General features: G+C 45.5%; 17 protein-coding genes. 4 read left to right on the top strand and 13 right to left on the bottom strand.

Annotated features, from left to right (window positions below):
* The first annotated feature begins 150 nt into the window (after window positions 1-150).
* Together B0182_RS06780 and B0182_RS06775 are read left to right on the top strand one after the other, a co-directional pair.
* Complete coding sequence (locus B0182_RS06780) at window positions 151-2,184, top strand: UvrD-helicase domain-containing protein (RefSeq protein ID WP_078274186.1); 2,034 nt, start codon at window positions 151-153, stop codon at window positions 2,182-2,184.
* 40 nt (window positions 2,185-2,224) lie between these two features.
* The gene (locus B0182_RS06775; protein ID WP_078274185.1) at window positions 2,225-2,779 is read left to right on the top strand and encodes an acyl-CoA thioesterase; all 555 of its coding nucleotides are present in this window, start codon (window positions 2,225-2,227) and stop codon (window positions 2,777-2,779) included.
* Window positions 2,780-3,024: 245 nt separating this feature from the next.
* On the opposite strand, the gene B0182_RS06770 is transcribed toward B0182_RS06775, so the two are convergent.
* From B0182_RS06770 to B0182_RS06725, 9 genes are all read right to left on the bottom strand, one after another.
* Window positions 3,025-4,878: a hypothetical protein gene (locus tag B0182_RS06770; protein WP_078274184.1), complete on the bottom strand. Its 1,854-nt coding sequence runs from the start codon at window positions 4,876-4,878 to the stop codon at window positions 3,025-3,027.
* Between the two features lie 220 nt (window positions 4,879-5,098).
* Window positions 5,099-7,420, bottom strand: coding sequence for a hypothetical protein (locus B0182_RS06765; protein ID WP_078274183.1), 2,322 nt, complete (start codon window positions 7,418-7,420; stop codon window positions 5,099-5,101).
* A 498-nt stretch (window positions 7,421-7,918) separates the two neighbouring features.
* Entirely contained in the window at window positions 7,919-9,028 is a 1,110-nt protein-coding gene (locus tag B0182_RS06755) for a calcium-binding protein (RefSeq protein WP_078274181.1), read from the bottom strand.
* Window positions 9,029-9,055: 27 nt separating this feature from the next.
* Window positions 9,056-15,637, bottom strand: a complete 6,582-nt coding sequence (locus tag B0182_RS06750) for a calcium-binding protein (RefSeq protein ID WP_078274180.1) — start codon at window positions 15,635-15,637, stop codon at window positions 9,056-9,058.
* Window positions 15,627-16,178 carry a hypothetical protein gene (locus B0182_RS06745; protein ID WP_079326423.1) on the bottom strand — a complete coding sequence of 184 codons (552 nt, stop codon included), beginning with the start codon at window positions 16,176-16,178 and terminating at the stop codon, window positions 15,627-15,629. Before B0182_RS06745 ends, B0182_RS06750 begins: the two co-directional genes overlap by 11 nt.
* A 297-nt stretch (window positions 16,179-16,475) precedes the next feature.
* On the bottom strand, window positions 16,476-17,285 hold the full coding sequence (locus B0182_RS06740) for a hypothetical protein (protein WP_078274178.1): 810 nt from the start codon (window positions 17,283-17,285) through the stop codon (window positions 16,476-16,478).
* Window positions 17,286-17,310: 25 nt separating this feature from the next.
* Window positions 17,311-17,862, bottom strand: a complete 552-nt coding sequence (locus B0182_RS06735; RefSeq protein WP_078274177.1) for a hypothetical protein — start codon at window positions 17,860-17,862, stop codon at window positions 17,311-17,313.
* Window positions 17,863-18,067: 205 nt separating this feature from the next.
* Window positions 18,068-18,322: a hypothetical protein gene (locus tag B0182_RS06730; protein ID WP_078274176.1), complete on the bottom strand. Its 255-nt coding sequence runs from the start codon at window positions 18,320-18,322 to the stop codon at window positions 18,068-18,070.
* Window positions 18,306-18,608: a hypothetical protein gene (locus tag B0182_RS06725; RefSeq protein WP_143821684.1), complete on the bottom strand. Its 303-nt coding sequence runs from the start codon at window positions 18,606-18,608 to the stop codon at window positions 18,306-18,308. Before B0182_RS06725 ends, B0182_RS06730 begins: the two co-directional genes overlap by 17 nt.
* 157 nt (window positions 18,609-18,765) lie before the next feature.
* Between B0182_RS06725 and B0182_RS06720 the strand changes: the two genes are divergently transcribed.
* Window positions 18,766-21,312, top strand: coding sequence for a heavy metal translocating P-type ATPase (locus B0182_RS06720; protein ID WP_078274174.1), 2,547 nt, complete (start codon window positions 18,766-18,768; stop codon window positions 21,310-21,312).
* Window positions 21,313-21,399: 87 nt separating this feature from the next.
* On the opposite strand, the gene B0182_RS06715 is transcribed toward B0182_RS06720, so the two are convergent.
* The 4 genes from B0182_RS06715 to tusD form a co-directional block, all read right to left on the bottom strand.
* Window positions 21,400-21,540, bottom strand: a complete 141-nt coding sequence (locus B0182_RS06715) for an entericidin A/B family lipoprotein (protein WP_078274173.1) — start codon at window positions 21,538-21,540, stop codon at window positions 21,400-21,402.
* Window positions 21,541-21,703: 163 nt separating this feature from the next.
* Window positions 21,704-22,051, bottom strand: a complete 348-nt coding sequence (locus B0182_RS06710) for a TusE/DsrC/DsvC family sulfur relay protein (RefSeq protein ID WP_181879621.1) — start codon at window positions 22,049-22,051, stop codon at window positions 21,704-21,706.
* Between the two features lie 34 nt (window positions 22,052-22,085).
* On the bottom strand, window positions 22,086-22,406 hold the full coding sequence (locus tag B0182_RS06705; protein WP_112741970.1) for a hypothetical protein: 321 nt from the start codon (window positions 22,404-22,406) through the stop codon (window positions 22,086-22,088).
* A gap of 2 nt (window positions 22,407-22,408) precedes the next feature.
* On the bottom strand, window positions 22,409-22,792 hold the full coding sequence (gene tusD, locus B0182_RS06700) for a sulfurtransferase complex subunit TusD (RefSeq protein WP_078274201.1): 384 nt from the start codon (window positions 22,790-22,792) through the stop codon (window positions 22,409-22,411).
* 112 nt (window positions 22,793-22,904) lie between these two features.
* On the opposite strand from tusD, the gene glnE reads away from it, so the two are divergent.
* A complete protein-coding gene (gene glnE / locus B0182_RS06695; protein ID WP_244893661.1) occupies window positions 22,905-25,898 on the top strand; it encodes a bifunctional [glutamate--ammonia ligase]-adenylyl-L-tyrosine phosphorylase/[glutamate--ammonia-ligase] adenylyltransferase in 2,994 nt (997 codons plus the stop codon).
* The last annotated feature ends 47 nt before the right edge of the window (window positions 25,899-25,945 follow it).

Below are 25,945 nucleotides of genomic sequence, written 5' to 3'. Positions count from 1 at the left end.
GTTACGCACCTTTCTATGTAATATGGATAAATTTTAACCAAAAATATGGCATAACAATACTTTATATTGCCGATAAATTTACTACAAACTTTTGCCCAATTTGCCAAAATCCATTATAATAGCCAACCATTTGCCCGAAGAATTTAGATTATGAGCCAATTAAACCCCCGCCAACAAGAAGCCCTAGCCCATGTTTCAGGCCCTTTGCTCGTTCTGGCAGGAGCGGGGTCAGGCAAGACGTCTGTGATTACCCAAAAAATCGCTCATCTTATCCAAAACTGCAACACGCCTGCCGAGCGTATCACGGCAATGACCTTTACCAATAAGGCGGCAAGGGAGATGAAAGAGCGTGTCAAAAAACTCTTGCCAAGCGAGAAAACTCGTGGGCTGACGGTGTCCACGTTTCACCAGTTTGGTTTGCAGTTTTTGCGGTATGAACTCATTAACACGTCCCTAAAAGGCAATTTTAGTATCATGGACGCAGACGACAGCAAACGCCTACTTGCCGAGCTGATGGTGCGTGATAACCTATCAGGGGCGGAGCGTGCGGACATGGTGGGTAAGGCGATTAAGATGATTAGCGACTGGAAAAATGACCTAGTCGCCCCCGAAGATGCCGAGCGGACACTGACCGACCCCGAAGATGTGATTTTTGCTCATCTGTATGGGCTGTATGAGCGGAATTTGCGAGCATATAATGCGGTGGATTTTGATGATTTGATTGTCCTACCTGCTCGCATTTTAAAAGACAATGAGCGAGTGCGTGAAAAATGGCAAAACCGCATTCGCTACCTGCTCGTGGACGAGTACCAAGACACCAATACCGCTCAGTATGAGCTTATCAAGCTACTGGTAGGCATTCGGGCAAGGTTCACGGTGGTGGGCGATGATGACCAATCTATCTATGCGTGGCGTGGGGCAAAGCCTGAGAACATGGCGTTGTTAAAGCAGGATTTCCCCGCTCTGCATGTTGTCAAGCTAGAACAAAACTACCGCTCTACCAATCGCATATTGGCGTCTGCCAATGCCGTGATTACCAATAATGAGCATATTTTTGAAAAATCGCTGTGGTCAGATAAAGGGCATGGCGAGCTGATTCGGGTGCTAAGCTCGCCCGACGATGGGGTAGAAGCGGAGCGTGTGGCAAAAGAGATAGTGACGCACCGCCTAAGACATAACAACTCATGGGAGCAGTATGCCGTGCTATATCGCTCCAACTTTCAGGCTCGGGTGCTAGAAGCTGAACTGCGTTCACTACAAGTGCCGTATAAGCTCTCGGGCGGTACGTCATTTTTTGCTCGCACGGAGATTAAGGACGTCATGAGTTATTTGCGGATTATCCTAAATCCTGATGATGACGCGGCATTTTTGCGGATCATCAACACGCCCAAACGTGGCATGGGTTCGGCAACCTTAGAAAAGCTCGGACTGTTCGCCCAAGAACACAGCCTATCGCTACTGTCTGCCTGTTCTCATGCAGGGCTAAAATCGGCAGTGGGGGCAAAGGCAGGGGCGACGCTTGCCAGTTTTGGAGAGTTTATTGAGCATTATACCCGTGAGCTTTATGATAATCCCGACCCCATGCCACTGGTGCGTCAGATGATTATGGAGACAGGGTATATTGACTACATCAAAGAAGACAGCAAAACGCCCCAACAAGAAAAAAACCGCCTTGACAACATCGAATCTTTGTACTCGTCCATTCATGCACTCATAGACCGTGCCGAAGATGATGATGAAAAAAGCATTGAAGCGGTGATTCGTAAGCTTGTGCTACTAGACATGCTAGAACAACAGCAAGAAGAGGAAAATACCAACAAAGTTAATCTCATGACCCTGCACGCCGCTAAGGGGCTTGAATTTGATTTTGTGTATATCATTGGGGTCGAAGAAGACATCTTGCCACACCGTAACTCTATCGTCTCGGAGACGGTCGAAGAAGAGCGCCGTCTCATGTATGTGGGTATCACACGAGCAAGGCATGAGCTGACCTTGATGTATGCCCAAAAACGCAGGGCGGGCAAAGAGTATCGCCAGACCACGCCGTCACGCTTTTTGGATGAGTTGCCAAGCGACCACATTGATTATCCTGCCAAACGCCAAAAATCTGCCGACCCGAACAAGGTCGCCACAGACTATTTGGCGAACATTCAGGCAATGCTTGCCGCCAAACGTAAAGGCTAATCGTTTATCACTAATCCATTTATAAAAATCTGAGTATATTATGTATCCATTTTTACGCCTAACCCAAAACATCATCAGCAGTGCAACCGCTTATCACAAAAGCAAAAAGTCAGGCACGGTGGCAGGTCTGACTGACACGACCGAGTATCGCTTTACCGCCAATGTGAATGACATTGATAACTTCTTTGAGATGAACAATGGGCGGATTTTGACGTTGTTTGACCTAGGGCGAAACGACTTTGCCATTCGTACAGGTCTGGGCAAAAAACTCGTACAAAAGCGGTGGGGTTTGGTGGTGGCAGGCAGTACCATTCAGTATCGCAAACGTGTGCGACTCTTTGATAAAGTGCTGATGAAAACTCGGGTATGTGCCATTGATGATAAGTGGTTTTATATGGAGCAGACGATGTGGGTGGGTGGCAAATGCACTTGTCATGCACTGCTTCGTACGGCGGTAACCAACTTTATGACGGGCAAACCCATACCGACCGCACAGGTGCTGTCGTCGCTTGGCTATGACGGGGTGAGCCTACCGCCTGATGAATGGGTGCAGGCGTGGATAGAGACGGACAAACAGCGACCGTTTCCGCATTAAATATCAGCAAACCTTTTAAAAGGTTTTATACAACATATACACCCAAGAAACTTTAAAATTACTACAAATACAATGATGTGTGGACGTAGGGGCGTGCTGAGCACGCCTTGTATAGTGATATCATCAAAGGGTGTGCTCAGCACACTCCTACAAACCCGTGGTAAATATCAAGTTGGTTGGGTGTAATACACAAAAGGGGATAGAGTATATCCCCTTTTTTATATAGGTTAAAATCGACAACACACTCATTTATTGCTGGGTTTGCCGTTATTATCCATGTCTTCATCAAGATAATCTTCATCAAAGTAATCTTCATAAAGCTCATCGCTGTAATCGCCATAATCATCGCCATCATAGCTATCATCGCCATAGCCATAATCATTACTGGCACCGCCTAAGGCATAACGAGAATAATGCTCCATAAACGGTGGCTTCTCGCCTGTCTCCTTGAATCTGGCTCGTAGGGCGTCTTGGTAGGTAAAGAGATTGACGCTGTTGTCGGCATTCGGCGTTTGACTGGCAGATGGCAGGCGAGCGAACTCATTTACGTGTTTGGCGTTTTGAAAGATTTGGGTAAAGACATCCACAAACAGCGGTTCACTGTCCGTCACGCCTGCCTTGTCCATGTATCTGGCTCCGACCGTGTCATCGGTAAGATAGTGACGCTGATGTACCCAAGCGATTTTGCCATGTGAGACACCATAATGCGTGGCGGGGGCATATTTAGAAATAGGGCGGTCTTCTTGGGGTGTGCTATCGGCGCTATGTAGCTCGCCATAGTAGCTCTCGATTTGCCGTTGCAGATACAAAAATAGCCCACGCATGAGTAGCTCGCTATTGACCACAAAGTCATCACGGCTGTCATCAGCGGTGTCCGTCCCTGCTTCTATCTCTGTCTGGGCGGTATCGCTGTCGGCATTTATCACATGAATCACGCTCTCACCGTCAATAATCTCACGCTCATAAAAATCGGGCATCTGCTGAGTGAGTGTTGGATATTTGGCGGTCATCTCTTGGTAGAGTGTGTCGGCAAAGACATAGTTGCTGTACGCTTTGGCAGACTCTTTGACGTTATTTTTGATGATGGTGGGCGTGTTTTGGATAAGGGTTAGTTTATCGGCAGGCAGGTTATTGGCGATAAACGGCAACTGGCTAAGCTCATCTGCCCTTGCCATGACAAAGCCGTCTTGGGGCAGTGCCATAAAGCTCTCTTTTTTGGCGTTTAGGTAGGCTTTGATTAAATCACGGGTAAAGCTCTCGGGCAGACTGCCGTCATTGATGGGGATGTACAGCCATTTGCCTTGCCAGCTGTCGCCCAGTTTGGCGTCAAGCAGTTCGCTGTTTAGTAGAGCAAAGTTATCCGCCCACAGATAAATGCCCCCTGCTTTTAGGTCGATGTATAGGGGCTGATTGATGGACATGTGCAGGTTTTTGGCGGTGTAGTCTAGAATGGGCAAGGCGGTAAACTTGCCTTGTAGGGGTTGATAACTGCCGACCACACGCACGCTAGATGGGGTGATGAGATACTCGTGCAGTAGCTCGGCTTTTTTGGCGTCTAGGGGCGTGGCAGGACGGGCGGATGGCTCATTGGTCTGACCATCTAGGTGAGTGCTGATGGCGTGGATGAATGTCTGTTCTTGCTCATCGGGGGTCAGCTGTCCGCTTTGTTCATAAAAATTTTCAAAGTCAAAAGGCTGATAGGCGGACGCTTGTTCTTGTTCATCACGGCATGCCAAAAAGTCGTCTTTGATTTTGGTGCGATGGGCTTGGTATTTGTCATCGCTGATGGGCAGGTTGTCCGTCTTAGCAGTTTGAAGTAGACGGACATAAGCATGGTCATGCACCGCTTCGCAGTCGTCAGCTGGCGTGCTGTCGGTGACGTCTTTTAGGGCGTGACGGCGGATGTCGTTAGAGACATAGGCATTTGTCTCGTAGCTAAATGATGAGCGAAGTTGTGATTTGACTGCTTTGGCTAGGACTTCTTTGGCGTGATGGTCGGTATTAGCGGTGGCGGACTGTGGGGCTTGCGTGGTGGCACAGGCGGTCATCAGACAGCTGACAACAGCCAAACTTAGTGTGCGATAAGGTAGTGTTTTCATGGTTTTCCTTAATGAGTATATTAATCGGGATAAGTCCCAATCTTGGTTGATGATAAGGTATTGATTTGTAAAGTTAAAATGGCAAAGATAAATTTTCAGTATGGCAATACCATTTTCTGGCAATTTTACCGATTTTATCGATTTATTCATTTTACCAATCAAGTTAATTTAATGTAATTTAATCAAATCAAGCCAAGAAAGGGGCAAACCTTGTAAATGGTTATCTTGCTTCTTCTGCCGCCATTGCTGCCGCCGTTGCCACTTCGGTTGCTGCACAGGCTGTATCGCATTCGTAGTCATCTGATGGGCTAAGCTCATAATCATAACCATAGCGTGCCATGAATGCTTCATATTGCTGTTCGTTTTCTTTTTTGGCTTGCTTGATGAGTGCCACGCCGTCCACGGCGGTCGTTTTGGCAAAGGTGTCTTTAAATTGGCGTGCCAAAGCGTGTTTGTCAAACAGCTCCTTGTCATAGCGGACTTGGTTTAGGCTTTGGGTGGTCATGCCACTGATGTGCTCGTCCAGACTGCTTAGGGTTTGGGTGGCGATGATGTTGCCTTGGCGGTCAAGATAGACATGGCTGGTCGTGTTCAAGGCAAAAGGCAGTATGCCTTCAACCGCCCCGAACAGTCCGCCCGCGTCATCCGTGCGATAACTGCTGTTTAGCATGGTAAAGTTGTCAATGATGGATTTGATGGTGTTTGGCGTGCTGATGGGGTTGCCGTCAGCGTCGGTGTGGTCGCTGACTTTATCGGCATAATGCTCGGGGTGCTTGTTCACATAAGCATGCAAATCACGCCCGATGTGTTTGGCGATGATGGCGTAGGCTTTACCCATTTCTTTGGCACCAAACTCAACCTTGATGGCACGACTTGCTCCAACTTCTTTGGCAAAAGCGTCTTGACTGATGTCCATGGGCGTAAACTTCTCGCCATTTAGTCCGTCCATGCCTGCGATGATACCATCAGAGATTGCCGTATAAATTATGTCAGTGGGTATCTGTTTTTGTAATTCATCAGGCAGAGCAAAGGACATCAGACCGTCTGGCACGTCTTTGGGCAGGGGAGCGTGCTTGGGACTGATGAGTGCGACCAGTGGCAAGACGGCTGAGACATCGGCGGTCAGCTCGCCTTTGGCGTGGTCGGCACGCACAGGCAGTTGCATGGAATAAGTGGCGGTGGGACTGTCATAGTCAATCGACCACAAATGCTGACTGCGTTTGGCACTCGGTTCATGGTGGGAGAGACCTTGGATGCTTAGGTGCTGATACTGATATAGGTTTTGGGCGGTGACCTGTTCGGGGGTTCGGTTCATTTTAAATATCCCCCCAAGCAAGGACGACAGCCCATAATCACGGCTTTGTACGTCTGTTTTGCTCTGCTCACGCTCTTGTTCTTTCATCTCACGATAGGCACGAAGTGAGCCGAACACGCCTGAGTAGGGGTCATGGCTTTCATAATAGTCATCATCCATGGCAGACTCTGCTAACGACTCATGGCACGATATATATTCTTCATGAACTGCATTAAACTCATCGGCATGCTTGATGTGGTCTTTGCCTGACTGAACCAAAGCTTGATTTTGAGCGGTGGCATGAGTGGCACACTCTTTTGCACTTGCTTGTTGTTGCAACTCTTGCTGGGTTGTTTGGTTGGAGATGTGATGATAAGGATGAAGTAACTGTGTTCCGCCAGTAACAGCATGAGTGCAAGAATTTACAGAAGTTATTAATGAAAATAACTCATCGCCATGATTTGTAATATCATCGGTTGTCTTGATGTGCTTGGCGGTATTTATGGCACTCTGTTTAAAGGTGGTGGCACAGGCTTGTAGTTGGTGGATGTCTTGTTTTTGGTAGCCTTGGGCGGTGGCAAGCAAGGCATTGGCGTTGGTTTGAAAAGAGCGTTCAAAGTCATTGATGTGCTTTTTAAAGGCTTGTTGGTCAAAACGTCCATTATTTTTGACAAAATCACCCATGTTTATGTAGGCAGACGTAAATACATGGCTTTCTAGCCCATGTGCCAACATTTTAATCTCATCTGACACCGTTTGATACTCTTCGCTCATGCCGACCGCACGAGTTACGGTATCAGGGGTGAGTCCATTTTGTTCATCATCATAGTGTAGATAAGGCAAGTCGCCAAGCTCGCCATCCTCCCCCAAATAGTCGCTGATGGTCATATAAGGCTCGCTTGCGTCATCATCAGTCTTGTGAGTCTTATCCTTATAATCCATGACCTTGATAAAGGTGATAAAGGCACTGTCCGAGTCTTTGTCAATCTCGCTGACTGCTAGGGGCTGGACGGCATAATGATAAGTGGACACCGCATAACGCTCGGCATTCATGTGCCGGCGTAGTGCTGTGACTAGGTCGTGCTGTGCCAGTTTGGATGGTGACAGGCTTTTGTCGATGTGCGTGATGTTATGGGCAGGCGTGGGTGTGGTGCTGTGTGTAGACTGGCAGGCACAGAGTAGCACACCTGCCATGGCTAGGCTTAGTGCTTTGGGGGATGGCTTAGGCATTTGGGGTATTTTGGGCATGATGTGTCCTTGGGTGGGTTATTGATACTTTTAATCTGGATAGGGCGTGCCTAACCTTTATAACACAATTTAAAATATAGAAATGTTTTAGAAATAAAACAATGTTTTTGCATGAAAAATGGCTATCCGACCACTTAATTTTTAAAATTAAGTTAAAATCTTAAGATTTATCAGATTAAGTGGTCGGATGTTTTTCATAATAAAAGCTTGTTTGATAGAACGACTATCAAACTTCACTTTTTCCTTGAAAAACGTGCGATTTTCCTCATTTTTCATTGCAAATATAAAAGTTCAACACGCCTTAAGCAGATTAGATTATACACAAATTTTATCATTTTTAAATTGGTTTTTGCTTTTTCCATGTTTTTTTTCATAAAAAATTCATGGATTTGGGTTGGGTGCATTAACCAACTGCAAAACACCACCCCAAACAACCCACATAAAACGCCCCCAAACCTAAATTTGAGGGCGTAAGATAAAACACAAGTAAAGTCAAACTTAAATAATTGTCGTGCCACTCTCTGTGGTGAGAGTCTTAAACTCCTCCATTAGTGCCAAAGACACATCAAGTGCTTTGTTAAAGCCGTCAATGTCTGTATGGGTGGCGGTTTTACTTGACTTGAACAGACCAAGTAGCTCTGTGGCACTAATGCTACCGCCGTCAGCAAAGCTGATATTGATGTCAGCATTATCGCCTCCTGCAAAGAAGTCTTTGATGGTCAGCTCATCAGTGCTTCCAGATACTTTTAGAATAAGGTTATTATTCATCTTGGTAAGACCCCTGCCAACTTGGTTAAAGCTTATGCCATCAAAGTAGATGTTGTCATAGCCACCGCCTGTATTAACGATGGTGTCTTTGCCAAAACCTTTGGTAAAGTAGTATAGGTCATTGCCACTGCCACCGATAAGTCTGTCATTGCCACCGATGAGAATGTCATGTCCTGCTTTGCCATCTAAGGTGTCTGCCCCTGCTAAGCCCTGTAATTGGTCATTGCCATCGGCACCAGTTAGTTTGTCAGCTTTATTGGTGCCAATAAAGCTGTTTTGTGGGCTGACCGTTGGCGTGGTGGGTGTTGTGGTGTCGTTTGTTGTTGGGGCAGGTGTATCGGCTGGCACTTCTTTGCCAAAAAGCTCATAGATTCTCTTGTAATCAATCTGACCGCCTGTCTCAAACTTGATGGTCTCGATAATGCTGTTGGCACTGCCAAAGAAGTCTTTTAGCGTTACTTGATTGGTGGTGCTACCATTGACTCGCAGTATCAAATCATTGCCTGACATCAAAAGAGTGGAACCTACCTGATTAAAGGTAATGCCATTGCCAAACACCAACGTGTCATTACCACCTTTATCAATGATGGTGTCAACGCCTTTTGTGTAGACAAACGTATTATCGGCGGTTGTGCCTCTTAAGGTGTCATTGCCTTGGGTGTCTTTGATGGTATCACCGATGGCAACAGGGGCTGATGGAGATGTCTCTGTGGGCTTATCCACTGTGGCACCAGCAATGCTAAGGTTGATATACGCCCCTGCACTGTGATTAAAGCTGTATTCACCCCATAAGATGAATTGAAGGTTGCCTGCTGTCCCTTTGGGTGGTGTGCCTGTCAAGGTGAGCGTGCTGGGGTCAAAGGAGAGCTAATCAGGTAGTGGCTCGTACCGTCCATCAGCTCCCGTGCTGGCAAGTGTGAGACGATAAGACAGTTCGCTGTCATAAGCATCCGCATCTTTAATGGTGTCTTTATCAAAGGTGATGGATAGGGCTTTGCCAATCTCACCTTTGATGGGTCTTGGATGTTTATTTACCCAAGGGGCGTGGTTATTGGTTTGGGCAAATATTTTTGCCTCAAATTCGCTTTGAGATAGCGTGGTGGTATTACCGCCTTTTGTAAAGGTGATTTCATCCATGCGATTGTCAAAGCCGTCTACCTGTTCTGCAAAGTAATCTATGAGCGTGATTTGGTCGTTTGTGCCCTTAAAGCGAATTTGGAGCATGTCATGATTGCTTGCTGTGTTGGTTACACGCACAAACATCGCCTCTGACAAATCATAGCCATGAATCACCAAGGCGTCTTTGCTCTCTAAGCTGTCAGTGCTTAGAATGGTGTCACGCCCACCGCCTTTTTGATAGATGATGGTGTCATTACCTGATAGGGCATTAACAAAGTTGTCTTTGTTGTTTAAGGTGATGATGTTATCTAGGTCATTACCAAAGGCTTTTGTTGCCTCGCCTTTTAAGATGAGATTCTCTACATCATTAAACAGTAGGTTGTAAGAGCCTGTTTTTACAGCATTGCCAAACTCGTCAAAGCCATAGAATGGACGGTCAATATGTTGCTCTACGGTGTCTATACCGCCATCGAACTGCTCTACAACGTTGTCAAACTCATTATCAACGACATAGTAGTCGTCGCCAAGACCGCCATCCATGAGATCGGCACCCATGCCACCGTCAATCACATTATCTGTCTCATTGCCGATGATGTGATTGTCAAGTTCGTTGCCCGTGGCATGAGTGGCATTTGAGCCTGCTTCTAGAATTATACGCTCCACATTTTTGACAAGCGTATAATCAACTTGGCTAATGATGGTGTCATAACCTTCATCAGGCAGTTCTATGATGACGTCTAGGGCGTTGTCTACATGATAGGTATCATTGCCCAAACCCCCAATCATGGTATCAGCACCCAAACCTCCATCTAGAGTGTCGTCGCCATGGCCGCCATCTAAGCGGTTGAATTTCTCGTTGCCGATGAGAATGTTGTCTAGGTCATTACCGATAGCAACGATGGCATCTCCAACCAAGGTTAGATTTTCAACATGTTCTGATAATGTGTAGTCGCTACTTGCAATGACACTATCGTAACCTTCGCCAGTTTCCTCTATGATAATATCTAGGGTGTTATCTACATAATAAGTGTCATCACCTAGACCGCCAATCATGGTATCTATTCCTTCTCTTCCATCTAGGATGTTGTTAAAGGTGTTTCCAGTTAAGATGTTGTTTAGATTATTTCCTGTTGCAGTGATGGCCTGTTGATTATTGGTTAGAGTGAGATTTTCTACGTTTTGAGTTAAAGTGTAGTCAATTTCACTGATGACAATGTCCTCACCCTCTTTGGCATTCTCAATAACTTCATCTCCTGATTCATTGACATGGTAGGTATCATTGCCAGCACCACCAAGTAGGCGGTCTGCACCCAAGCCCCCATCTAACACATCATTGCCATCCTCACCATAGAGTATGTCGTCACCACCCTCACCATAGAGCGTATCGTTACCATCTCTACCATGCATAATATCAGCACTATCAAAACCGTGACGTACATCATCCGATTGTGTTCCGATGACCGCAAGTTGCTTAAAGATGGAGCTTTCCCATATTGTCCCATCAGCAAATAGAATGCTTGAGATAGGGTTGTGATTGATGTTGTCATCAAACTGATGTAAGATTTGAATGCTGTTTTCTGAGCCTAATTGTTTAATCATTAGGTGTGCGTTATCACGATATAGATAAACATCAGATGGACTCACACCTTCCAAACGGATTTGGTTAGTACCAGCATTGTCAGATATGATGTCTTGACCCCACTGACCTTCAAACACATAGGTGTCATCACCAGCACCACCATTAAGGGTGTCATTACCAGCACCACCAATTAGAGTGTCATTACCAGTGTTGCCAATTAAGGTATCATTACCAATACCACCCAACATGACATCATCATCACTAAAACCATGAATGATGTTATCATCATCTGTACCAATTACAGCTTTTTGTTTGATGGCATTAGCATCCCAAACGACATCTTTATCAAAGATGATGGATTGTATGCTTCTTACGTCAGTGATATTCTCGTTATCAGCAAATTGATGGTTGATGGTAATTTTATTGTCGGTGCCAAGCTGTTTAATAACTAAGGCATTGCCATCTTTAAATAGGTGTAAATTATCAGGACTCACACCTTCCAAACGGATTTGGTTAGTACCAGCATTGTCAGATATGATGTCTTGACCCCACTGACCTTCAAACACATAGGTGTCATCACCAGCACCACCATTAAGGGTGTCATTACCAGCACCACCAATTAGAGTGTCATTACCACCTTTTCCATATAGATTGTCGTTACCATCTTGACCGTAAATGACATCATCTTCATTGTCATAACCCCAAATGTTGTCATTATGAGATGTACCTTGAGCAATAAGACTCTTGATGTCATCTGCTGTCCAAATGGTGCCATCAGTGAATTTTACTTGGTTGATGCGGTTTGTGGTCAAGCCATTGTCACCAAAGAAGCGTTCTACAGTAATTTGGTCTTGTTCTGAATAGCTGATGACAAGGTTGCTGTAGTCTCTTTTAATAAGCACCTTATCAGCATGAATGTCTTGCGTGAACTCAATGATGTCATGCTTGTTTTGATGATGACTATAAATGGTGTCTTTGCCATCTCCAAGGCTAAAGATATAGGTGTTATTACCTTCACCACCTTCCAATCGGTCATTACCCGCACCACCAATCAAAGTATCGTTGCCAGCATTGCCAATCAGTCTGTCATTACCATCCAAGCCTGTCAGAGTGTCATCACCAGCATAGCCTTGAATGACATCATCGCCTTGTGTGGCTTGTAGCACTTTGTCTTTGATGTCATCAACATGCCAAATAGTACCATCTGCAAACTTGATTTGGTCAATGCGATAGTTGGTTGCTCCATTAGCGTCAAAGAAGTTTTGTACAGTAACTTGGTCTTGTTCTGAATAGCTGATGACAAGGTTGTTGCCAATTCGTTTTAGAGTTACTTGTTCGGGATTGATGTTCTCACCAAAGACAATGCTGTCAATCTTATTGGTGTTGTTGTCACGGCTGTTAATAGTATCTTTACCATCACCCAGTTCAAACAAATAGGTGTCATTGCCAGCACCACCATTAAGGGTGTCATTACCAGTACCACCAATCAAAGTATCATTGCCAGCATTGCCAATCAGTCTGTCAGACCCTTCCTTACCATCCAATCTGGAGCCTTCACTATAAGCATATAGGTTGTCATCATCTGCTGTCCCTTGCATGACAATAGCTTTTATTTGGTCAACTGTAAGATAATTGCCATCCGCTCCAATAATTTGCTGTACGTTAAAGTCACCGAGTGCATCTCTTTCAAAGAAGTTTGTTACTTTAATGCTATTGGTGGTTCCTTTTTGATTGATAATCAAATGGTTGTCTGTACGTTTGATATCCAAATGGCTGAGCAAGATACCATCAGTGAATTTAATCACATCTTTATCCTGACCGTTTGGGTTGAAATTAATGATTTCGTCTTTACCGAAATTTTTACCCAGCACATAAACATCTGAGCCAATGCCACCCTCTAGCTTGTCGTTACCAATGCCTGAATATATGATATCATCTCCATCGCCACCATAAGCATGATTGTTGCCACTTAGTAGATGAATAATGTCATCTCCTGCCCCTGCATTGATGCGGTTATTGCCGTCTCCTGCATAAATAATGTCATTGCCACCACGACCCTCAATGATATCATCTCCTGCTCCTGCATGGATGATATCGTCACTACCAAAACCGATGATGGTATCGTTATTATCTGTACCTTTTAAAAGCTCTTTTTTAATGTCGCTTAGGGTAATGACTCCGTCTTTGAGTATGATTTGGTCAATGTGCTTAGTTAATTCATCCCCAGCAAACATATCACGAACGGTAATTGTGCCTGATTCACCTGCGACTCGGATAACAAGACTCTCACCTTGACGTTCATAGTTGATATCGGCAAGATTTGCAAATGTGATGTTAATAACATCCAGTCTGCCATGACTGGTATCATGATTGTCAATCACTGAATTACCAAAACCTTGTTTGTAAATATAGGTGTCAGAACCTGTTCCACCTATTAGAAGGCTGTCTGCACTTCCTGCTATTAATGTGTCATTACCTTCATGACCCTCTAGTATATCTTTATCCAGCATGCCGACAGCAGTTAACAGGTCATTGCTGTCGCTTCCGTATTGAGTGGCAAGCTTAGCAGTTGTTGCATTATCCAATAAGGCAAGGTAGTCCTCAATAACGCCCTTGTCTTTAGCATCTTGGGCAAACTTAGCCAATATGACACGACCTTCGCCCCATCCAGTGACGCCACCATAGACCAAAAGTTCTGCCAAGTCCACAAAGGCGTTTTTTGGGTCATCTTGGTATTTGGCGTTGATGAATGCTTCTAATTCATTGTAATCAAAAGAAAGACCGTTATCACCAAAGGTAAGAGCAACTTTTTCAAGGTAAGGCGAAAGTCTTGTTTGTGTCAAAAGAGCGTGATAAATACTCTTTTCTAGATTATGGTGGCTGGTATTAATAGATTTTAAGATTTCTTCGGCACGTTTATTGTTGGTGATATAAATTTTTTCAGTTTTTGTTCCTGTAAAACTATCCAAAATATCAATTTTGTGTCGGATTTCATTAAGTTTTTTCTGTGACACTGGGTCAATCACGAAATTGGCAATAGCACTGACTTGTGATGGTGTTAGACCAATACCTGAGTTTTGGGTGCGTGTTAATGATGATGAAAACATGATGTCACTGATTTCATCTTTGGTGCTCGGGTCAGTCTCTGCCCATGCATTGATGAGAGCAGGTAGTAGAGCAAGCTGTGCAGTCTTGGTAGTTGCTGATTGATATTGGGTCAAAAGATTGGTTAGGTTTTCGGATAGTGCACTGGCTTGTCGTAGGTCTCTTAATCTACCCATGCCTTTTAGATTTGGGAGTTCTTTTTGAGCATCAGACAGCTCCAAGCTGTCCGTATAACGGCTGTAAATACTGTTATGCTCAAATTGTAAATCCGCCATCATGTACTTGGCACCATCTTTGGTATAAGTACCTTGCTGGGCGACTGTTACGCCTTTTCCCAGTGCTTTATTGACATCGCGATATGTCAAAGACAGATTGTCAATGCCCAACTTGTCAAGCTCTGTCATTTCATCTTGGGTGCTGATGCCATCGCCATTTTTATCCTGCCATACTTTTAGACGGCTAAAAATCTCGTCATCAGCATTAATGACACCATCGCCATTGTCATCAAATTCAGCAAGTGCCTCATAGCCGTGACGGGCGGTCGATCCATTAGATAGCAGTGTACTATCCCCGAAGAGCTCACGACCGCTATTAATCACGCCATCGCCATTTCTATCCAACACCAAAAGACCATCAGCACCCGATACCCAACTTGTTGCGGTGGCAATACCATCGCCATCATGGTCAAATAATGCCCCTTTATAACCATCCGTGCCAATCACGTCAATGATGCCATTACCATTTAAGTCCAAGGTTAATGGGTCATAGACGTAGTATTCGCCTGTGCGGGGGATGTCTAGCCAGTCTTTGACGATGTCAGGGAGCCAATCTGTAGGATTTTCAAGCCAGTCGGCTATTTTATCCCATACTTCTTTGGTAAACTCCCATGCTTTTTTAGCAATATCCCCAATTTCATCAGACAGTTTATCACCATCTTTTGAAAGGCTGATACCAAACTCCATGATTGGTGTTAGCAGTTTTTCAAGTAATTTGGTTGGGCTGTGGTTTTCGCTATTGGTGATTTCATCTTTGATTTTATCTACTAATTCTCCTAGTTTTTCTCTGTTTTCTAGCATTTTTTCGACAGCATCTCCGACTTGGTTATCAAAGAAATCTTGAATGGGCTTACCTAAGGCGATGTCGTTTAGTTTATCCTTGATGTCATTATTAAATAAATCTGTTTCTTTATCCACTGCCAAACTTGCTCCTGCAAAAGCTACCGAACCCACTGTAAGTGCAGCAACAGTTGCTCCAGCTGGATTAGCTATCAGGGCAATACCTGCCGCAACCGCCAATGCATTACCTGCAAAGCTAAGGGCATCTTTTAGGTTAATTTCACCGCTTTTGGTATAGCTGTCTTTCATGGTTTGATAGTCTTGATAAGCTAATGCAACACCAGCGATGGCACCTAGCCCCACTATTCCTTTTGCCCACTTACCTTCTGGGCTTTTTTCAATAATAGTATGTGCGGTACCAGCAATACCAGCCGCTATTGCTACCGTAGCAGCACCCACACCAACCCCATCACCGCCTTCCGCTTTATCAAGCAGTGTTTTGATGTTAATGCCATTGCCAGCAACACCGCCAGCACCACCAGCGGTTTTAATGGCTTGCTCGACGGCTTCTGTGATTAGTTTAGTTGTCATATTCTTGCTCCTTCTTTTTTAGCTCTTTTTTAAAATCTCTTATCTCAGACCATATCAACAAAATTGAGATAAACAAAGTAAATATCAAAAAAAACCGATTAGCAGATACTATTTTATCTTTTGTTGAGGCATAACTATCAACAGCCGTCATCTCACCATTAGGTTTGTTGATATGAATGGTTGCCATTTGGGGGATTTCATTGGTAATACCAAGTACTGAGGGTTGGTAATAATAACCAATGGTAAGTGTTTGGCTTAGATGGTCATCTGTTAAGAAACAATTGCTAAACATGTCTTTTTTAGGAATAACTATGTTGCCACAAGCAATCATCAGTTTTTCTTTGGTTTGGGGATTGACAATACTCATGTGTTTAATGTCTCTATTTTTGCCATCTTTAGCAACAGTAACCAGCCTAACCTTACCTGTTACATAATGCAAGTCTTTTTCAGGTGGTAGTCCACGACCATGCCAAACACAGTAGGGTATAACCCATATAGCACAGCATATTAAAGATAAGAATACAAAATCACGAATTTTCATATAATCAGTCAAAAAAATTAAACCATTGTAGACCTATCCATCAAATAATGCAAAGGAAATATATGTATACTCAGATAAATTTAAAATCGCCCTAAGCTCGTAGGTTGGGTTGAACGACAGTGAAACCCAACATTTTAAGCCTTAATGCACTAAGTTTTATTGTCAAAACCTAACCCACCAAAGCCGACAACCAACACATTTTACACCCATTCACTCACAAACACAACATTTATCTTCTTCTATAGCAATCAAGCCACCCATCTTTTTTCTTCATTGATTGCAGGTATGTTGAGATTGTCATGAATAAATAACGCCCTTATTGTAACCATCTATTCCTAAAATGTCAATCAGACCATTACCATTTAAGTCCAAGGTTAATGGGTCATAGACGTAGTATTCGCCTGAGCGGGGGATGTCTAGCCAGTCCTCAAGCAAATCCGTCAAAGTGTCTGATAAGTCATCTCTGATGTCTTTTGTCCAGTGCCAACCTGCTTTTGCCAATTCGCTACCTGCAAATGCTCCAACGGCGGCGGCTGCTCCAATAGCAATAGCAGGTAAAACCGCAACTGAACCAGCAACTGTTGCCAATCCTATTAACAGAATAGTGCCAGCTCCGGCACCAAGCACTGAACCTAGTAAGCCACTAGCCGCCTCACCCACACCTTCCCAATCGCCTGTTTCACTTGCATTATTTACTGCTACAGCCAATTCTGTTACACTAACAGCAGCTCCTGCACCTGCTGCCACTTTTGAATTCATGGCTGCTTGGGTTGCTTTGTGGGCATTTTCTCCAACTTTTTTATACAGCTCTGAACCCATGCCCTCCATTGCACTTCCCAAACGCTTATTAATCGCAGCAATATCTTTAGCTACTCTTTGAGCTTGGGGCGTGTTAGATTTTTCAAGAATACTGCTTGCTGCCTTAAAGTAATCTAGGGAGTTTTTGTATACTTTCTCCCCATATTCCTTGAAAAAATCCCCCCTGCTTGCATAGCGAGTGGCATCTGCATTTTTCCAATCACTAACAAAATTAGTGGTAATCAGTACTACGTTACTAATATCATTTTTTAGCCTATCAACCGAATAATCTTCTTGATTATTTGACATAAAATTTACTCCTATAATTTGCGAATCATTGCTTCTTTGCGTTCAAAAAAGCAACAAATAGTAGATGGAATGTATAAACAATATACATAGGATAAAAACCTGTTACTCCAATAGATAAAAATAAGATTCTTATTTCATGAATTCTAATGGAATGATTGTACACAAAAAAACAGCCGACAACCATGACCGTTGATACAATCCAAGTCATAAAAACAAAAAAACCACTTCTTTTTATGTTATTATTCATTACATCAATAAAATTATCACCATGACGATATTTTATAAAAAATTTATAATACAAAACATAGTAAAATAATATTAAATAATATAAACATAAAAATAAGACATGGTAAAACACCAAAAAACTCATGATTGATGTTTTTGCTCTCAATCTATCAATAGAAATCATCTTAAAAAATGATGGTGTATATCTTTCCAGTAGTTTATAGTTGATTAATTCAATAAAATTAAAAGGATTAACCAACACAACCAAATAAGAAAATACCATCATTGCAGGTACCAACAAAAGAACCAATGTTCTATGATTGGCGATGTAATCAAATATCTTTTCACCCATTTTGTAAAACTCCTAAGTCCGCAGGATGGATGGAGCTATAACAATAGCAACACCCAACATTTTAAGACTTAATACACCATCTTATTATCAAGACCAGCTCAAACTTGCCACCACCCACCCATCATAACCAACCAATTATACACCCATTTACTCATATACACAACATTTGTTTTCTTACTCATAAAACAGATTATTTTTATAATAATCAAGCTACCCATCTTTCTTCTTCATTGATTGCAGGTATGTTGAGATTATCATGAATAAATAATGCCCCTTTATAACCATCCGTACCAATCACGTCAATGACGCCATTACCATTTAAGTCCAAGGTTAATGGGTCATAGACGTAGTATTCGCCTGTGCGTGGCAAATCTAGCCAATCTTTAACGATGTCGGGGAGCCAATCTGTGGGAATGTTGGGAAAATCAAATTTAGCAAAGAAATCACCAACCTGTTTCACGCCATTTGTCAAAGGTGTCTTGTACTGCTTCTTTAAACTTATCAAAGGCATCGGCAAGCTCATCGGATATTTCTTTGAGTGTGTCTGAGACTTCTTTGGTAAGGTCTTTGGCGATTTGTTGGGCTTTTTGGGCAACTTCTTTAACGGCTTCCTCAGCAGTTTTTACGCCATCTTTAACAGCTTGTTCGGCGTTTTTGTAGGCGTCTGCAATTTTTTGTTCGGCAGTTTTGTAGGTATCAGCCACTTTTTGTATGGCATCGTTTGCTTGCTTTGCACCATTTGCCATTGCCTCATTACAAAATGAAAAAGTGCTACGGTCTTTGTGGTAAAATTCAATTTTGTTAGCTGATGTCAAATTTAAAAAGCAATGAGCTTGCCACACCCCGCCCCACCCATTCTACCCAAGCCATGTTATAATACCACTTTTGCACGCATGACACGCCATGACCGACACCCCCCAAGACCCCATTGACACCAGCCTAGTGTTGCCCCCTGACGGGCATTGTTTTCATTGTGGCGAGAAGTTGCCCAGTGAGCCATTTTTTACCGTGATTTTTGATAAGCCACGCCCCATGTGCTGTTTGGGTTGTCAGCTTGCCTCCGAGAGTATTGTAGAGCTTGGGCTTTCGCAATATTATCTTGACCGCCGTGAGATAAGTCCGACCGCACCACTGCCGCTTGCCAATTTTGATGCTTATAATCATGACGATGTCAAAGCCCAATTCGTCTATCGTGAAGACGGGGGTAGCACAGCAGAGCTGTCGGTGGCGAATTTGCGTTGTACGGCATGTACATGGCTCATTGAGACACGCCTGCGTGGTCTGGACGGGGTTCGAGCGTGTCAGGTCAATCTCACCCAACAGCGTATGCGTGTAAACTGGGATGAGAGCCGTTGCAGTATTGACGATATTTTGGGGGCGGTGCATTCGGTCGGCTATGACGCTCGTCCGTATCGACAGGACACGCATGAAGCGATGATGAAACGTCAAAACAAGCAAATGCTTATCCGTCTGGGCGTAGCGGCGGTCGGGGCGATGCAGGCGATGATGTTTTCTATCGGGCTGTATTTTGGCGATTATTCGGGCATGGCGGACGAACACCGTCATTTTTTAAGGGCGGTGGCGTTGTTTGTTACCATGCCTGTCATTTTTTATGCAGGCGTGCCGTTTTTTCGTTCCGCTTATAACGCCATAAAGGCTCGGCAGGTCAATATGGACGTGCCTGTCTCTATCGCCCTTATCGTAACCTTTGGGGCAAGCCTATACGCCACGCTGACCCAGTCGGGCGAGACGTATTTTGACTCGGTATCCATGTTTATTTTCTTTTTGCTCGCCGGTCGCTACATTGAGCAAAACGCACGGTTAAAAGCGTCCAACATGGCAAGCGATTTGGTCGTAATTGAGCCTGTGCTTATCAAACGACTTGGGCATTCGGACGAACTCATTGCAGAATTTGCCAATGGTTCGTTGGATAACGAACTCATCAAAGACTGGCGAAATGCTCATGCCAGTCATGACGTGGCGGATGATGATAAAGTGCTTGCCCAAGCCCTAACGGTCGGCGATGTCATTTGGGTAGAGGCAGGGCAACAAATCGCCTGTGATGGCGTGCTGTTGTCGGAGTCTGCCACGGTGTCGCAGAGTCTTTTGACAGGCGAGAGTGATTTGATTGTTAAAAAGCAAGGCGACACATTGGCAGGTGGTTCACAAAATGACGCACAGCCTTTTGTCATGCTTGTAACCGCCCAAACGGACGACAGTCAAATGGCACTCATCGACCGCCTGATGAACCGTGCGATGAGCGAAAAACCACAAATCGCCCAAGATACCGACCGCATGGCGCGGTGGTTTGTCGCTCGGGTGCTCGTGCTGTCGGTACTGATTTTTGTGATATGGCTGTTTGTGGATAAAACCCAAGCCCTATGGGCAACAGTGGCGGTACTGGTGGCAACCTGTCCGTGTGCGTTGAGCCTTGCCACGCCCATTGCTCTGACCATGGCGACCAACCGACTGGCAGGTTTGGGCTTTTTGGCGACTCGGGGGCATACCATTCAAAGCCTGTCGGAAGTCAGCCATGTGGCATTTGACAAAACAGGCACGCTCACGGTCGGGCAAGCCAACCTACTGCATGTGGATTATACCACCCATGACAAAACGCATTGGCTAAAAGTCGGGGCAAGCCTAGAAGTCGGCTCAAAGCACCCTGTGGCACGGGCTATCCTGACGTCCGCTCACGGTTTGCATTTGCCAAAAGTACAAAACGCCACGCACCACACGGCAGGGGGCGTGGAAGGCTGTGTGGACGGGGTGTGGTATCGTATCGGGCATGACGGATTTGTGTTAAATGGCGGTGGCGGTCATGTGATAGTCGAACGGCTCGATACCTTTGGGGCTAATATGTCGGTGGCGTTGTCGGTTAAGGCAGGCGAGAGTTGGGGCATGGTGGCACGTTTTTATTTTAATGACGTGGTACGCACGGACGCTAGACAGACGATAGATAACCTTAAAAAACAAGGCATTATCCCGCTTATGCTAACAGGCGACCCAAGCGACAACGCCTTGACAGTAGCCCAAACGCTCGGCATAGAGTATGCTTATCATGGTCTATCGCCAACTGATAAAGTCAATCATATCAAAGAGCTACAAAAAGACGGACATACCGTGCTGATGGTGGGAGACGGCATCAATGACGCCCCTGTACTCGGCGCATCCAACGTATCAGTGGCGATGGCAGGAGCGAGCGATTTGGCTCAGGTGTCGGCAGATGGCGTGCTACTTGGTGGTAAACTATCCGTCATTAATAACGCCATCAATCTGTCGGTCAAAACTCGCCACATCATCCGCCAAAATCTGCGGTGGGCGTTGGTGTATAACACGCTTATCCTAGTGCCAGCAGGTATGGGCTATGTACCGCCTTGGCTTGCCGCCATTGGCATGAGTTTGTCTAGCCTTTTTGTCGTGGCAAATGCCATGCGGATAAAGCGAAGTTGAACCGAAGTTAAATAAGTTAAGCTAAACCAAACCAACAAAAACAAGCCCAACCTTGGTGTAGATTGGGCTTGTTTGATGGGATATCAATTAGATTTTGTTTTGAACCTTTTGGGCACCGTCAGTCACGGCTTCACCAGTTCTTGATACGTCTTTACCAAAACCTTTGATGGTGTTGCAACCAGTTAGTACGAACATGCTAGCTAGGGCAACAACAAGTAGCTTTTTCATAAGATAACTCCTAGTTAAAAAAGTGAGAAAAACTCTCGAAACTTATCTTATCCAAATATTCATCATTTTACTGTAATAAAATGTAATCAAACCTTGCAAAAAGTGGTTTGTTTTTAAATTTTGGATTGTCCAAATAAAGAACATGCACATTTTAATCAATCATTTATAAACAATTCGGCGGTTTGGGCAGTCCTGCCAAGCGATTGACATGGCGTGCGACCAATCCTGTGTTAAAGAGCTGTTGGAGTTTGGCGTTGTCAATCTCATCATCGGGCAGGGCGATGGATAGATGTTTGATGAGTGGGCGAGTGGCAGGGCTGTGATGATATTTGTCAAAAAATGCCCGAACCTGTGCCAGTATGCGATAATGTACGTCCGTTAGCTGTACATTCAAGGTATCGGCAAGGTGTTGGGCGATGACAGGTGTCCAAAGCGTGTGATCGGTCAAATGCCCATCAGCGTCCAAGGTTAGCTCATTAGGCAGGGGAGTTGTGGTGTCGGTCATGGTCATGGGGCGGGTTTGGGGCTGGTAGGATTGGTTAAGATTAAAATTCAAGTACGCTGTCAAATAACGCACGTTTATCATAGAACACGCACCGCTCATCAGCTAGGGCGTGCCGAATGTCATCATCAAATCGTGCCATCTGCTCATCAGTAAAGCCGTGCCATGCCTTTTCTATGTCGTACAAATCAAGCGACTGTATCATGCCATAGATACGACTGTCAGGGTCGCCAAGCAGTAGGTGGGTGGGCGTGTCAAGAAATAGCGTGATATCATGGTCAAAGGTCGCCAGTACAAAGGCAAGGGCGAGTGCTTCATAAGCGATGAGTTCGTTGTCGCTAGCAAGTTTGATTAGGATATTCATGGTTAAAACTGCACCAGTTGGGTGTCATCATCGATGTGTAGTGCCAGCTCGGAGAGTCCGACCAAGCGAAAAGGGGGCAGAATGTTCTCACCGTCCAAGCCATGACGACTGGCGTTATCGGCGTCGCTAATGCCCCGTGCCAAAGCGGTGCTGACACAGACGGGCAAATCAAGATGATACCGCTCGGCAAGGGCGACCCACAGGCGAGCGACATCAGGCACGTCTGCACTTTGCCACGCTAGGCGATTGGCGGTGTATGCTCCGTCACTGTAGAAAAACACTGAGACACGCTCGCCACTGTCTAGTAGCGTGGTGGCGGTCGTTAGGGCTTCTTTGCCTTGGCGGTCGTGGGGGCTTTTGGTGATGAGTAGTAGGGTGTGTGCCATGATGATGATGGGTTGTTTTTTGGATATTATAGCGTAAATTTTTAAATTTGGTGTAAAATAAGCAAAAATCATCAATTAATCAATCCCAAATCAACAAATCGAGCGAGTTGCCATGTCTGATTTTTGCCCCAGTGATAGCGAGCTTGCCACGCTTGCCCTTGCCAGCCCTTTTGCCTTTGGCATTTATCAAAAACAGCCGTCACAGGTCGGTGCGTTTTTGGGTCGATTTGGTTTGACGCATTCCCTTGACCGTGCGGTGTTTGATGGACTAATCAGAGAGTTTGTGATGATTTGTGCAGGCATAAGCGGTGCAGAAGATGACATAAAAGAGAATAATGTAAAAGGAGATGATGCAAAAGATGGTATAAATAAGGATGATAAAAAAGGGAATGATAAAAAAGACGATATGAGATATGCCGATGTGCAATATGATGAGATTGATGAATCGGCAGTCATGCAAGCGATGCGAGAACTTAGAGCCATGCTAATGGTCAAATGGATATGGCAAGATGCGTTAGGGGTCATCAGCTTAGAGAGACTCACCACGGAGCTGTCGGACTTTGCCGATGCGTGCGTGTGCTTTGCCAAGGACTATGCATGGCACAAGACAGCAGAGCGGTACGGTACACCCATGACCAGTAGCGTGCAGTTGGCACAGACAGGCATGGGAGGCGTGGGCAAAAAAAGCCCCAAAATCATGCCTGATGAATTTGCCGTCATCGCCATGGGCAAGCTCGGGGCAAGAGAGCTGAATTTATCAAGCGACATTGACCTGATTTTTGTACATCTAGGGGCGGGCGATACTGACATCAGCGAGCAGGGCAAAAAGAGCGTGGAGAATCAGAAGTTCATGACCACGCTCGGGCGAATGCTCATCCGCTTGCTTAACGACCACAGCGAGCATGGCTTTGTGTTTCGGGTGGACATGCGACTGCGTCCGTGGGGCGATGGCAGTCCGCTCATCATGAGCCTGTCAGCGTTAGAGAAGTATTTTAATCAGCATGGACGGACGTGGGAGCGGTTTGCGTGGTTAAAGGCGAGAGTGGTCAATCCCGTGTCCACGCCCTTTGCTGATGAGCTGTCGGCAGTGATGAAAAATTTCGTGTATCGTTATTATATCGATTATACCGCCTTTTCGGCACTGCGTGAGATGAAAACGCTTATCATGGCACAGCAAGCCCAACGCCAAGACACCGATAATGTCAAACTGGGCGTGGGCGGTATTCGGGATATTGAGTTCATCGCACAGGCATTCTTGCTCATCTATGGCGGTCATCATTTGGCACTGGGCGAGCGGTCGGCTTGTCTGGATGTGCTGTCTATGTTGGGTGAGCTTGATTATCTAGATGATGATGAATGCACCAAGCTCATGGATGCTTATCGCTTTTTACGGCGATTAGAACATGCCATCCAAGCCCGTCATGATGAGCAGACCCAGAGACTGCCGATGGGCGATGAGCTGGTGGCGATTGCACAGGTGCTAGGCTTTGAGAGTGTGGTGGATTTTCAAGCGGTGCTTGCCCGTCATCGGCAAAATGTCTTTTCCCCCTTTAACCGCATGGTCACCGACCGCCAAAGCCCCACGCAGTCACTGGGCGAAACGGCAGAGATGGAGCAGGTGTTGCAGGGACTGCTCAGTGCTGATGGCTTGCATTTGTTAGATGAGTTTTGGCAGTCCAAGCTGGTCACCAGTTTAGAGCCTGATGCCAAGGCACGCCTTGATGGGGCGTATCCGATTTTGCTACATGCACTCTGTCATCATGCCAAGAGCGATGGGGCGGAGCGTGCTGATAATGCGGTGCCACGCCTTATCACGCTGTTGGAGTCCATCTGTCGTCGCTCGATATATCTGGTGATGATAGCAGAGAACCCGAATGCGACCATGGGGCTCATTCCCATGCTCTCAGCAAGTCCATGGATAGCACGAGAGCTTGCCTTGCACCCCATGCTCCTTGATGACTTTTTGCAACAGCGTTATTTGCATCTGCCCGACAAAGCAGAGCTAACCAACATCCTAAGGCAACAGCTACTTCGGGTACTGCCCTTTGATGATGAGCAGTATCTGACTGCCATTCGCACCTTTAAAAAGTCACAGGTGCTGGCCGTGGCAACCGCTGACATTCTAGGCTTACGCCACATCATGAAAGTCTCGGACAGCCTGACCTTTATCGCCGAAGTTGTGCTGTCATCGGCACTTAGCAGGGCTTATGATGAGCTGGTCGCCAAACACGGTCATCCCGTGCGTGCCAATGGCATGCCCACCGATGAGACGGCATGCGGTTTTGCGGTCATTGGTTATGGCAAATTGGGCGGGATTGAGATGTCTTATGCGTCAGATTTGGACGTGGTGTTTTTGCATGACATTGACGAAAAAGCCGATACCGTGGGCGACAATGTCAAGGTGATTAGTGGCATGAAGTTCGCCTCTCGCCTTGTCCAAAAGGTCATCACTTATCTGACCACGCAGACCCGTGATGGGCGTGTCTATGAGCTGGACATGCGTCTTCGACCATCGGGCAACGCAGGCGTGATGGTCGTGTCGGTGCAGGGCTTTGATGGCTATCAGCGTGATAAGGCGTGGGCGTGGGAACATCAGGCACTGGTACGGGCTAGGGGCATTGCAGGCGACAAGGCGGTGCTGAATGCCTTTGATGCCACTCGCCATCAGGTGCTGACCGCTTACCGAGAGTCCGAGCAGGTATGCCAAGACGTGCTGTCCATGCGTCAAAAGATGAAAGAACATCTTGGCACCAAATCATCAAATCAGCCCAACAACCACGGACTGGTTCAGCCTTTTCACATTAAGCAGGACTTTGGTGGGTTGATTGACATTGAGTTTTTGGCTCAGTTTATGGTGCTTGCCCACGCCCATGCTCACCCGAGCCTTGCCATCTGGTCGGACAACGTGCGTATCTTTGAAGAAGTGGCAAAGACAGGACTGTGGTCTGATGACTGGTGCGACAGGCTCACGCAGGCGTATTTGGCACTGAGAAAAACCACGCACGAGCTGGCACTGTCCGAAAAACAGGTCGTGGTCGATGATGATAACTGGCAAGCGATTCGGGCATTTGTGTGTGGCGTGTGGGGCGAAGTGATTGGCGAATAAAAAACTTGACAAAACAAAACCTTCGCCGATAATCTTTTGAAAATTGA

It is taken from the genome of Moraxella bovis, from assembly GCF_002014975.1.
GTDB lineage: Bacteria > Pseudomonadota > Gammaproteobacteria > Pseudomonadales > Moraxellaceae > Moraxella > Moraxella bovis.
Note: the sequence above shows the minus strand (reverse complement) of the source record. Positions and strands in the feature narration are given on the sequence as shown.

Bases quoted from the DNA above. Each gene is read 5' to 3' on its own strand.
- B0182_RS06780 (WP_078274186.1), top strand. From the start codon at position 151: ATGAGCCAATTAAACCCCCGCCAACAAGAAGCCCTAGCCCATGTTTCA.
- B0182_RS06775 (WP_078274185.1), top strand. From the start codon at position 2,225: ATGTATCCATTTTTACGCCTAACCCAAAACATCATCAGCAGTGCAACC.
- B0182_RS06770 (WP_078274184.1), bottom strand. From the start codon at position 4,878: ATGAAAACACTACCTTATCGCACACTAAGTTTGGCTGTTGTCAGCTGT.
- B0182_RS06765 (WP_078274183.1), bottom strand. From the start codon at position 7,420: ATGCCCAAAATACCCCAAATGCCTAAGCCATCCCCCAAAGCACTAAGC.
- B0182_RS06750 (WP_078274180.1), bottom strand. From the start codon at position 15,637: ATGACAACTAAACTAATCACAGAAGCCGTCGAGCAAGCCATTAAAACC.
- B0182_RS06745 (WP_079326423.1), bottom strand. From the start codon at position 16,178: ATGAAAATTCGTGATTTTGTATTCTTATCTTTAATATGCTGTGCTATA.
- B0182_RS06740 (WP_078274178.1), bottom strand. From the start codon at position 17,285: ATGTCAAATAATCAAGAAGATTATTCGGTTGATAGGCTAAAAAATGAT.
- B0182_RS06735 (WP_078274177.1), bottom strand. From the start codon at position 17,862: ATGGGTGAAAAGATATTTGATTACATCGCCAATCATAGAACATTGGTT.
- B0182_RS06725 (WP_143821684.1), bottom strand. From the start codon at position 18,608: ATGGCAAATGGTGCAAAGCAAGCAAACGATGCCATACAAAAAGTGGCT.
- B0182_RS06720 (WP_078274174.1), top strand. From the start codon at position 18,766: ATGACCGACACCCCCCAAGACCCCATTGACACCAGCCTAGTGTTGCCC.
- B0182_RS06715 (WP_078274173.1), bottom strand. From the start codon at position 21,540: ATGAAAAAGCTACTTGTTGTTGCCCTAGCTAGCATGTTCGTACTAACT.
- B0182_RS06710 (WP_181879621.1), bottom strand. From the start codon at position 22,051: ATGACCATGACCGACACCACAACTCCCCTGCCTAATGAGCTAACCTTG.
- B0182_RS06705 (WP_112741970.1), bottom strand. From the start codon at position 22,406: ATGAATATCCTAATCAAACTTGCTAGCGACAACGAACTCATCGCTTAT.
- tusD (WP_078274201.1), bottom strand. From the start codon at position 22,792: ATGGCACACACCCTACTACTCATCACCAAAAGCCCCCACGACCGCCAA.
- glnE (WP_244893661.1), top strand. From the start codon at position 22,905: ATGTCTGATTTTTGCCCCAGTGATAGCGAGCTTGCCACGCTTGCCCTT.